General features: G+C 70.4%; 10 protein-coding genes. 3 read left to right on the top strand and 7 right to left on the bottom strand.

What is annotated here, in order from left to right:
- Window positions 1-48: 48 nt before the first annotated feature.
- Window positions 49-825: an APH(3') family aminoglycoside O-phosphotransferase gene (locus KDH83_RS08125; RefSeq protein WP_212314246.1), complete on the top strand. Its 777-nt coding sequence runs from the start codon at window positions 49-51 to the stop codon at window positions 823-825.
- Window positions 826-916: 91 nt separating this feature from the next.
- Here the strand turns inward: KDH83_RS08125 and KDH83_RS08120 are convergent, their stop codons facing one another.
- Window positions 917-1,678 (bottom strand): IclR family transcriptional regulator C-terminal domain-containing protein, encoded by a 762-nt coding sequence (locus KDH83_RS08120; protein WP_103275514.1) that lies wholly within the window; start codon window positions 1,676-1,678, stop codon window positions 917-919.
- A gap of 172 nt (window positions 1,679-1,850) precedes the next feature.
- On the opposite strand from KDH83_RS08120, the gene KDH83_RS08115 reads away from it, so the two are divergent.
- Window positions 1,851-2,840, top strand: coding sequence for a tripartite tricarboxylate transporter substrate binding protein (locus KDH83_RS08115; RefSeq protein ID WP_212314244.1), 990 nt, complete (start codon window positions 1,851-1,853; stop codon window positions 2,838-2,840).
- Between the two features lie 105 nt (window positions 2,841-2,945).
- Here KDH83_RS08115 and KDH83_RS08110 read toward each other — a convergent pair whose 3' ends face one another.
- The gene (locus KDH83_RS08110) at window positions 2,946-3,818 is read right to left on the bottom strand and encodes an RNA methyltransferase (RefSeq protein ID WP_283093807.1); all 873 of its coding nucleotides are present in this window, start codon (window positions 3,816-3,818) and stop codon (window positions 2,946-2,948) included.
- A 119-nt stretch (window positions 3,819-3,937) separates the two neighbouring features.
- Between KDH83_RS08110 and KDH83_RS08105 the strand changes: the two genes are divergently transcribed.
- Window positions 3,938-4,723: an inositol monophosphatase family protein gene (locus KDH83_RS08105; protein ID WP_103275511.1), complete on the top strand. Its 786-nt coding sequence runs from the start codon at window positions 3,938-3,940 to the stop codon at window positions 4,721-4,723.
- A 25-nt stretch (window positions 4,724-4,748) separates the two neighbouring features.
- On the opposite strand, the gene KDH83_RS08100 is transcribed toward KDH83_RS08105, so the two are convergent.
- The 5 genes from KDH83_RS08100 to KDH83_RS08080 all read right to left on the bottom strand — a co-directional run bounded on the left by KDH83_RS08100 (window position 4,749) and on the right by KDH83_RS08080 (window position 9,373).
- Window positions 4,749-5,753, bottom strand: coding sequence for an FAD:protein FMN transferase (locus KDH83_RS08100; RefSeq protein ID WP_212314242.1), 1,005 nt, complete (start codon window positions 5,751-5,753; stop codon window positions 4,749-4,751).
- Between the two features lie 104 nt (window positions 5,754-5,857).
- Window positions 5,858-6,358, bottom strand: a complete 501-nt coding sequence (locus tag KDH83_RS08095) for a nitrous oxide reductase accessory protein NosL (protein ID WP_212314240.1) — start codon at window positions 6,356-6,358, stop codon at window positions 5,858-5,860.
- Window positions 6,355-7,188, bottom strand: coding sequence for an ABC transporter permease subunit (locus KDH83_RS08090; RefSeq protein ID WP_212314239.1), 834 nt, complete (start codon window positions 7,186-7,188; stop codon window positions 6,355-6,357). The genes KDH83_RS08095 and KDH83_RS08090 overlap by 4 nt, the downstream gene beginning before the upstream one ends.
- Window positions 7,185-8,102 (bottom strand): ABC transporter ATP-binding protein, encoded by a 918-nt coding sequence (locus KDH83_RS08085; protein WP_212314237.1) that lies wholly within the window; start codon window positions 8,100-8,102, stop codon window positions 7,185-7,187. The genes KDH83_RS08090 and KDH83_RS08085 overlap by 4 nt, the downstream gene beginning before the upstream one ends.
- The gene (locus KDH83_RS08080) at window positions 8,099-9,373 is read right to left on the bottom strand and encodes a nitrous oxide reductase family maturation protein NosD (RefSeq protein WP_212314236.1); all 1,275 of its coding nucleotides are present in this window, start codon (window positions 9,371-9,373) and stop codon (window positions 8,099-8,101) included. Before KDH83_RS08080 ends, KDH83_RS08085 begins: the two co-directional genes overlap by 4 nt.
- Window positions 9,374-9,378 lie beyond the last annotated feature (5 nt).

The following is a 9,378-nucleotide window of genomic DNA, read 5'->3' as shown; positions in this document are numbered from 1 at the left end:
ATACGCAGCAAAACCGGCAGCGGCCGGGAGGTTCGCATGTGCTCGAGCATGTCCTTCACCCTGCCGCTGGCGGCGACGCGCTTCATCGGCGACGCCCGGCTGTCGCCCGACGAGGTTGGCGAATCGCCTTGCGACGTCTACCGCTTCACGCGCGGCAACGACCGGTACTTCCTCAAGATCTCATCCGCCGTCCTGGCGCCCACGACCTATAGCGTGGTGCGCGAGGCGCAGGTGCTGCAATGGCTGTCGGGCCGGCTCAACGTGCCTGAAGTGGTGCAGGCTGGCGCCAACGGCGGCGGCGCCTACATGATCACCCGCGCCGTGCCCGGCGAGCCGCTGACCGCGCGCGTCGACGCCGGGCGGCCGGTGCGCGCGCTGTACGCCGAGGCGCTGCGCCAGCTGCGCGCGGTGCCAGCGGCCGGCTGTCCGTTCGAGGCGGGCGCGGCCTTGCGCCTGCGCGAGCTGGAGTACCTGCTGGCCAACGACCTGTGCGACAGGAACTACGATCTGGAACCCTGGCCGGACCTGTCCACGCCCGAGGACCTGCTGGAGCGGCTGCGGGCGACGCTGCCCAGCGAGGACCTGGTGTTCTCGCACGGCGACCTGTGCGACAGCAATGTGTTCGTGGACGCGCGCGAACAGCTGCATTTCATCGACATGGGCCGGGCCGGCCTGGCGGACCGCTGGATGGACGTGGCCTTCATCCACCGCAACCTGCGCGAGGAAGTATCGCTGTCCGAGGCCGCCGCCTTCCTGGATGAGCTGGGCGAGACGGACGAGCCGGCCAAGCGGGAATTCTTCGAGATGCTGGACGAGCTGTTCTAGCGCGCTTGCCGGGGCAGGATCGGGTTCGAGGCCGTGCGTTCGACGGACCGCGTTCGAGGGCGCCGTGGCGCCATCGAACGGGCCGCGCCGGCTAGGCCTGCGCCGCCAGCCGCGCCAGCTCGGTCTTGATCCAGCCGGCGATCTCGCGCTGGCGCTGCGCCGGCATGCGGTCGATGATCGCGGTGACGCTGACCGCCAGCAGCGGCGCGCCGTGCGCGTCCAGCAGCGCGCAGCCCACGCCCAGGGCGCCGCGCACGGCGTGGTTGCCCACCACCGAATAGCCGCGGGCGCGGGTGTTCTCGATCAATCGGTACATTTCCTGCGGCGTCATGCCGCCGTACTCGTCGAGCCGGCCGGAATTGCGCTCGACGATGCCGCGCGCGACCTCGTCGGGCAGGGCGGCCAGGAGCGCCATGCCGCCCGATCCCACGCCCAGCGGCTGGCGCTTGCCGGCGTAGGTGGCGAGGATCTGCACGGGGTAGCTGCCGATCTCGCGATGCAGGCTGATGGAATCGTCCTCGTCGCGCACCACCAGGAACACCGCGTCGCCGGTGCGGTCGGCCAGCCGTCGCAGCACCGGCAGCAGCTGGCGCACGCGCGGATCGCGTGAGCGGGTATCGGGGTCCACCGCGAGCTGGGCGCGGTATTTCTTGGTGCCCGTCACCGGCAGCACCAGGCCGGCGTCTAGCAGGGCCGCCAGCAGGCGGTAGATGGTGGGGCGCTGGATGCCCGTCAGGCGGGCGATATCGGTCACGCTGAGGCCGTCAGGGCCCTGGTCCCGCAGGGCGGCCAGGACGGCCAATCCGCGCCGCAATGTGCGTGGGCCTGCGGCCGCGGCATCGCTGTCTTGCATGCAACTCTCTGAAAACTTTGGGGGTTATCACCAACTGGCAAAAACCGGGCAAGGGAAAACCATTGTCCGTTGCGTGGACTCTACCTTGATGTGCCGACCGTGTATAGCCGAGAATTCCCTATTCAAGAATTCGAATCGTCCACTTGATGGACAGTACCTGCACGGAGACATCATGATTCCAGGTCACAAGCCCGGTCTGCGGCGCCTTGCCGCCACCCTACTGACCGCCGCCGCGGGCGTGTTCGCCAGCGGCGCCGCCCTGGCGGCCTATCCGGACAAGCCTGTCCGCATCGTGGTCGGCTTTTCCGCCGGCGGCACCACCGACGTGATCGCCCGCATCATGGCCAAGGAACTGACCGAGAGCCTGGGCCAGTCCTTCGTGGTCGAGAACAAGCCGGGCGCGGGCAGCAACATCGCCACCGACCAGGTGCAGCGCGCGGCGCCGGACGGCTACACGCTGCTGTTCGTGGCCGTGACCAGCGCCATCAACCAGACGCTGTACAAGAACGTCAACTTCGACCTGACCCGTGATTTCGCGCCTGTGGCGCTGGGCGCGAAGGTGCCCAACATCCTGGTGGTCAATCCGCAGGTGCCGGTAAAGACCGTGCAGGAGCTGGTCGACTACGCCAAGAAGAACCCCGGCAAGCTGGCCTTCGCCTCGTCGGGCAGCGGCACCTCGATCCACATGGCGGGCGAGCTGTTCAAGATGCAGACCGGCATCGACGTGCTGCACGTGCCCTACAAGGGCAGCGCGCCGGCCATCACCGACCTGATCGGCGGCCAGGTGCAGTTCATGTTCGACAACATGCCCTCGGCCTGGCCGCATGTGCAGTCGGGCAAGCTGCGCGCGCTGGCGGTGACCACCACCGAGCGCTCCAAGAGCGCGCCGGACGTGCCGACCATGAAGGAAGCCGGCTTCGCCAATTTCGACGTGTCGTCGTGGTTCGGCCTGATCGCCCCGGCCGGCACGCCGCCGGAGGTCATCAACAAGCTCAACGCCGCCATGGTGAAGGCGCTGGACAAGCCCGAGGTGCAGCGCAGCTTCGAGCAGCTGGGCGCCGTGGGCGTGAAGACCACGCCGGCCGAGTTCGGCCAGTTCATCAAGTCCGAAGTGGAAGGCTGGGCCCCGGTGGTCAAGGCCTCGGGCGCCAAGGTGGACTGAGCGCCGCGGGCCGGCCTGGCCGGCCCCGGCGAATCGCCCAGGCCCGGCGCCGGATGGCGGGGCCTGGACGGACAGGGGACGGAATTTCCGTCCCCTTTTTTCTGCCTATCTTTTCCTGCTGTTCCGGTAGTCCGTCAGCATCGCGGTGCAGACGCCGCGCATCATGTCGACCTCGTCGCGCGTGAGGCCGGCCCGGGAAAACAGGTGCCGCATGCGCGGCATCAGCTTCTTGGGGTGGGCGGGGTCCAGGAAACGCACCTCGACCAGCGCCGATTCCCAATGGGCCAGGAAGGCCTGCACCGCCTCGCTGGAGGCCGGTTCCGCGCCGCGCGAGGGTTCCTGCGCGGTCGAGACGGGCAGCAGGGTCGCGCCCTGGTCGATCAGCAGCGCGTAGCGCAGTTCCCAGGCGGCCAGCTGCAGCGCCTGGGCCACGTTCAGCGAGCTGTACTCGGGATTGGCCGGGATGTGGCAGATGCGGTGGCACAGCGCGATCTGGGCGTTGGTGAGCCCGGACTTCTCGGTGCCCAGCACGATGGCCGCCACGCCCTCGGCGGCCTGTCCCAGGTGCGCGCAGGCCAGCTCGGCCGCCTGGCGGATGTCGCAGGGCGGGGGGCCCAGGTCGCGCACCCGCGCCGTCAGCGCGAAGGCCAGCGTCACCGGGGCCAGCGCCTCTTCCAGCGTGGCGTAGACGCGGGCGTTCTCCAGCACGTCGGCGGCGCCGCTGGACAGGGCCACGGCCTCCGGGTGCCGGGTCACGTCCTCGACATGGGGCGCCACCAGCACCAGTTCCGAGAACCCCATGGTCTTGATCGCCCGGGCGGCCGAGCCGACATTGCCGGGGTGGCTGGGGTTCACCATGATGAAACGGACGCGGGAAAACGCCGCCGGCGAGCCGGTTTCGGGGGGCGCGGAGACCCCTTCGGAAGAGGGCGATTTACCGTCCCGGGACGGTTCGCCGATGAAATTTTCTTGAGTCATTTAAAATGGCGCGTTTGGCTTGGCGCTTTCCTGATGTTTTCGGGCCGTTACCCCAGTGTGGGAGCGGCGCGGCGGGGAGGCGGCTGACGGCCTATCTCACCGCATTCGTACGGAATTTTATGCACCCGATGCTCAACATCGCCATCAAGGCGGCCCGGCGTGCCGGCACCATCATCAACCGTGCCAGCCTGGATTTGGAACGCCTGAACGTGGCTCGCAAGGGGCCGCGCGATTATGTCACGGAAGTCGACCGCGCCGCCGAGGAGTCCATCGTCGAGACGTTGCGCGCCGCTTACCCGGACCACGCGGTCCTGGGCGAGGAATTCGGCCTGCAGGGTCCGGATCAGGCCGAGTTCCAGTGGATCATCGATCCGCTGGACGGCACCACCAACTTCATCCACGGCCTGCCGAACTACGCGGTGTCGATCGCGCTGACGCAGCGCGGCCAGGTCACGCAGGCGTGCATCTATGATCCGTCGCGCAACGAACTGTTCACCGCCAGCCGTGGCGGCGGCACCTTCCTGAACGACCGCCGCGTGCGCGTCTCGGGCCGCATCCGCTACCACGACGCGCTGCTGGGCGCCCACTGGCCCAACTCGGGCGACATGGAGCAGGGCTCGGCGCGTTTCCGCAAGATGGCCGAGAACAGCGCCGGCGTGCGCCGCCTGGGCGCCACGGTGCTGGACTTGGCCTACGTGGCCTGCGGCCGCCTGGACGGTTTCTGCGGCGTGGGCCTGAAGCCCTGGGATGTGGCCGCGGGCAGCCTGCTGGTGCTGGAAGCGGGCGGCCTGGTCGCCGACTTCGACGGCGAGCAGGGCTGGATGGATTCCGGCAACGTGCTGGCCGCCAGCCCCAAGATCTTCACGCAGATGCTGGCCGGGCTGAATCCGTCGGCCTCGATCTGATTCCGGCGGGGCCTGTCGACAGGCCCTAACCCAGCCGGGCCCGGCCGCCGTCGGGCAATGTGAACCACGCGCGCAGCCCCAGGCTGCGCGCGATTTTTTTGGCGTCCTCCAGCGGCATGTGGGAGAACGCGGTCGACAGTGCGTCGGCCGCCGTGGCCGTGGGCGCCATCACCGACACGCTGCGGTAGCGCGGCCGGGCGTTGCCGTCGCGCGGATCGAACAGGTGCGTGTAGCGCCCGGCCGCGTCTATCGGCGTGCCGTAGCCGCCCGAGGTGGCGAGCGCGCGGTCGCGCAGCGTCACCTGTCCGGCCAGCGCGTCGGGATGGTCCGGGTCGGCCAGGCCGGCGCGCCATGGCTGCCCGTCGCCGCGCTCGCCCATGGCATAGATCTCCCCCATGTCCACCAGCGCGCGGTCCAGGCCGCCGCGCCGCAGCAGGTCGGTCACGCGGTCGGTGATATAGCCCTGCGCGATGCCGTTCAGCGTGACGGCCATGCCGGGCCGCGCGTAGCGGATGGCGCGGCTGTCGAGCACCACGGCGGCGTGGGACACCTTGGCCAGCGCCTCGCGCAGGCGCGCCGGCGGCGGTCCGTCGGGATCGGCGCCGGGCTGCGAGAAATGCCCGGCGTATAGCTGCCACAGCGGCTGCACGGTGGGATCGAATACGCCGCCGGTCAGCACGCTGAACCGCCGGCTTTCGCTCAAAAGGCGCAGCAGGTCGGCGGGCGGGTCGTTCAGATGGCCTTGGCGGTTCAGCACGGCCAGCGCGCTGTCGTCGCGGTACAGGCTGAATACCGTCTCCAGCCGGCGCAGCTCGTCCACCGCGCTGTCGATCAGGCGCCGGGCCGCGTCCCGGTCCGGATGCAGCAGATGCAGCTCGGCGTCCGCGCCCAGCGCGACGCCGCGCCAGACCACGGGTTCCAGGCCGGCTTGCGGGCGGGCGCCGGAGGCCAGCGCCCGCCAGGGCAGGAGGCCGAGCGCCGAGCTGGCGGCGGCGATGCCGATGAATCGGCGGCGTGAGGGAAGCTTCATGATGCGGGTCTCGATGTGGGGCTCGATATGACTCTGGATGCGAGGGCCTGTTGACGCGATGGGTTGATGCGATGGGTTGATGCGATGGGCGCGGCGCCACCGCGCTATTGCGCGAAGACGTAGCGCTCGGGCACCTCGCTGAAGGCGGCCACGCGGCCGCCGTGGCGGCGGGCGAAGTCCTGCGCCCGCGCCTGGTCGGAAAACGGCATGGCGTCCTCGGCGCCCATACCGCCGATGTAGCCGCCCTCGATCACGTAATAGGCCTGGCGCGCGTCGATCCACACGGCGGGATCGGGCGCGCCGTCGGCGCCGGCGGTGGCCATGTCGTTCACGTACACGGCGAGCAGGCCCTTGGGTTCCTCGGGCAGCATGGTGTAGGCGAAGACCTGCTTGATCGACGAGAACCACACCGGACCGGCGCGGCCGCGCACGAAGATCTGGCCCTTCGGGCCGGCGTGGTCGTTCAGGACCATGCCGCAGTAGTGGCCGACGGCGTCGGCGCTCATGGCCTGCGGCGCGGGCGGCGCGGCGGGCGTCTCGTCGCCGCAGGCCGCCAGGGCCAGCGCGGCCGCGGCGGCAGCCAGCAATGTCCGTAGCGTTTTCATAGCTGCCGGCTCCGGAATACCGCCGCCGCCAGCAGCAGCGGCGCCGCGATCCACAGCAGCAGCGCCAGCACCAGCGTGGGCAGCGGCAGGCTGGCCTGGTCGCCCACGCCGGCCATGCCGGCGTACATCGCGATGTGCTCGAAGCCGGTGAGGTTCAGCAGCCGGTACACGTCCGAGGGATTGAGCAGCAGCAGCGCGTTGAGCGCGCCAGGGCCGATGTGGCGGCCCTGGTCGGCCGCCAGCGCGCCCAGCAGCGCCATGTCGTAGATCACCACGAAGAACAGCCAGACGCCGACCGCGATGCCGGCCGCCGTGGCGCGCTCGCGCACCGCCGCGCTGACCAGGTAGCCCAGCGCCAGGAAGCTGGCGCCCAGCAGCACGCTGGCGCCGATCAGCAGGGCGAAGGGACGCCAGGCGGCCGCGTCCAGGCCGCCGCCGTGCAGCCATTGCAGCGCCAGGCCGGCGAAGCCATAGCCGGCGCCGGTGGCCAGCGCCAGGATGACCAGGTGGCCGGCGAACTTGCCCGCCATGACCTGCCAGCGCGCCACCGGATAGCTCAGCAGCAGCGCCAGCGTGCCCCGGTCGGCCTCGCCGACGATGGCGTCGTAGGCCAGCAGCATGGCGATCAGCGGCACCAGGAAGATCGACAGGCTGGACAGGCTGACCACGGTGACGGTCAGCGGATCGACCTTGACCGAGCCGGTGGGGGCGCTGCCCAGCAACCCCAGGGCCAGCGCCAGCGCGGCCAGCAGCAGCGAGGTCGCCAGCACCCAGCGGTTGCGCAGGCCGTCGCGGATTTCCTTGGCGGCGATGGCGTGGATGGCGTTCATATGTCCTCCCGTTCCAGCAGATGGGCGTAGATCTCGTCCAGGCCCGGCACGTCGATGTCCAGGTCCCGGATGTCCTGGCCGATGGCGCCGATGGCGCGGATCGCCGCCACCTTCTCGTCCTCGGCGCACAGGCGTTCGTAGCGGTTGCCGTCCAGCGCGCGCCAGGGCGGGGGCAGCGGCGCGCCGGAGCCAGACCCGGACCCAGGCCCGGCCAGTGTCAGGCGGATGCGCAGCGGCAGGCCGGTGCGCCGGCGCAGTTCGGACAGGGTGCCGTCGGCGATCTTGCGTCCGGCCTTCATGACCACGACGCGGTCGGCGTGCCCGGCCAGCTCGGACAGGGCGTGCGTGCTGAGCAGGATGGTGGCGCCGGCCGCGCGCAGCTCGGCGACGATGCGGTAGAACAGCTGGCGCGAGGCCGGGTCCAGGCCGGTGGTGGGTTCGTCCAGCAGCAATACTTGCGGCTCGCCCAGCAGCGCCTGCGCCAGCGCCAGGCGCTGGCGCATGCCCTTGGAATAGCCGCCGACGCGCCGGCCGCTGGCGGCGGCGATGCCGACCCGCTCCAGCAGCGCGGCGTTGGCCGACAGCGGCTGGCGCTTGAGCCGCGCATAGAAGGCCAGCGTCTCGGCTCCGGTCATGGACGGATGCAGCGCCACGGTTTCCGGCAGGTAGCCGACGCGCGCGCGCAGTGACGCGGCGCGCGGGCTGTGGGCGTCGTGCCCGAACAGCGCGACGCGGCCGGCGCTGGGGCGGATCAGGCCCAGGATCAGCTTGATCAGCGTGCTCTTGCCGGCGCCGTTGTGGCCGGCCAGCGCCACGCACTCGCCTTGCCGCAGTTGCAGGTCCAGGTCCTGCACCGCGTGGTGCGCGCCGTAGCGCTTGCCGACGCCGGCCAGCGCGACGTGGGGGGAATTCATTGCAGCTCCTGGTTGCTTGCGCCGGGCGGCTTCATCAGCGGCGCGCTGTCCACCACGCCGCCCGGCAGGATCGCGGGGAATTGGGATTGGGCCCAGCGCACCACCGACACGGCGGGGCTGTTGAGCAGGATGCGCGCGGACGGGGCGCGCCACAGCAGCTGGTCGACCACGTCGTTGGGCCGGTAGGCGGTGTCGGCGATGCCGTCGCCGTCCAGGTCGAAGGCGGTGTTGTCGCTCCAGTAATTGCCCTGGCCGTCGACCGACCAGTCCAGCGTGCGGGTGCCGACATACTTCACCTGGTTGCGGTTGTGCAGGAAGGCGTTGCGCGAGATGCGGTTGCCGTCCGAGCCGGCGGTGAAATGCACGCCGATGTCGCAGTTGGCGAAATGGTTTTCCTGGAAGGTGTTGTGATTGGCGTTGTAGATGAACACGCACTTGCCGCCGCCGTCCACGCTGTTGCCGGTGATGACGGAGTGGTTCGCGTAGTTGAACATCAGGCCCTGCTCGACGCTGCCGCGCGCGATGTTGTCTTTCACGACCAGGCGGTGCGAGTACATGATGGCGTAGGCGATGTCGTTGCCGATCGAGACGTTGCCGCTGATCTCGCTGTCGTTGGTGTACATGTAGTGCACCGCGTAGCGCAGTTCGTGGAAGCGGTTGCCGCGGAACAGGTTGCGCTTGCTGGTGTTGACGAAGATGCCGTCGCGGCCGGCGGAAATGTCGTTGTCCAGCACCCGTGTGCCGGGCGTGTTCCACAGGGTCAGGCCGTTGCCGCGCTCGGCCACGCGCAGCTCGCGGTTGCCGACGATGCGGTTGCCCTGGACGGTGGCGTCGTCCGGTCCCCAGACGTGCACGCCCACCAGGTTGTCGAGGATGTCGTTGCGCTCGACCAGAGCGCGGTGCGCGGTCCGGTCCAGGAACACGCCGGCGTCCATCTCGGCCAGGCTCAGGCCCGAGCGGGTCACGGTCAGGTGGCGCAGCGTCACGTCGGGCGCGGTGATCCACAGCGTGCGGCCCTGGCGCGTGCCGACGATCTCGGCGCTGCGGTCGGCCGGGCCTTCCAGCGTGAGCGGCTTGTCGATGACGAGGCCGCCGGCGTAGCGGCCGGAGGCCAGCAGCAGGCGGTCGCCGGGCGCGGCCGCCGCGACGGCGCGCGCCAGGTCGGCGCCGGCGCCGATGGGAATGTCGGCCGCGGCGGCCGGGCCGGCCAGGGCCGCGCACAAGGCGGCTCCGGCCAGCCGCCGCGGCAGGGGCGGGGCGGGCTGGCGCATGGGAC

The organism is Achromobacter sp. Marseille-Q0513, assembly GCF_018195695.1.
Lineage (GTDB): Bacteria > Pseudomonadota > Gammaproteobacteria > Burkholderiales > Burkholderiaceae_B > Achromobacter.
This window is presented reverse-complemented; position numbering and strand designations above follow the sequence as displayed.

What these genes read in the sequence shown, in the direction of transcription:
- KDH83_RS08125 (WP_212314246.1), top strand. Translation starts at nt 49, where the DNA reads ATGTCCTTCACCCTGCCGCTGGCGGCGACGCGCTTCATCGGCGACGCC.
- KDH83_RS08120 (WP_103275514.1), bottom strand. Translation starts at nt 1,678, where the DNA reads ATGCAAGACAGCGATGCCGCGGCCGCAGGCCCACGCACATTGCGGCGC.
- KDH83_RS08105 (WP_103275511.1), top strand. Translation starts at nt 3,938, where the DNA reads ATGCACCCGATGCTCAACATCGCCATCAAGGCGGCCCGGCGTGCCGGC.
- KDH83_RS08080 (WP_212314236.1), bottom strand. Translation starts at nt 9,373, where the DNA reads ATGCGCCAGCCCGCCCCGCCCCTGCCGCGGCGGCTGGCCGGAGCCGCC.
- KDH83_RS08115 (WP_212314244.1), top strand. Translation starts at nt 1,851, where the DNA reads ATGATTCCAGGTCACAAGCCCGGTCTGCGGCGCCTTGCCGCCACCCTA.
- KDH83_RS08095 (WP_212314240.1), bottom strand. Translation starts at nt 6,358, where the DNA reads ATGAAAACGCTACGGACATTGCTGGCTGCCGCCGCGGCCGCGCTGGCC.
- KDH83_RS08090 (WP_212314239.1), bottom strand. Translation starts at nt 7,188, where the DNA reads ATGAACGCCATCCACGCCATCGCCGCCAAGGAAATCCGCGACGGCCTG.
- KDH83_RS08085 (WP_212314237.1), bottom strand. Translation starts at nt 8,102, where the DNA reads ATGAATTCCCCCCACGTCGCGCTGGCCGGCGTCGGCAAGCGCTACGGC.
- KDH83_RS08110 (WP_283093807.1), bottom strand. Translation starts at nt 3,818, where the DNA reads ATGACTCAAGAAAATTTCATCGGCGAACCGTCCCGGGACGGTAAATCG.
- KDH83_RS08100 (WP_212314242.1), bottom strand. Translation starts at nt 5,753, where the DNA reads ATGAAGCTTCCCTCACGCCGCCGATTCATCGGCATCGCCGCCGCCAGC.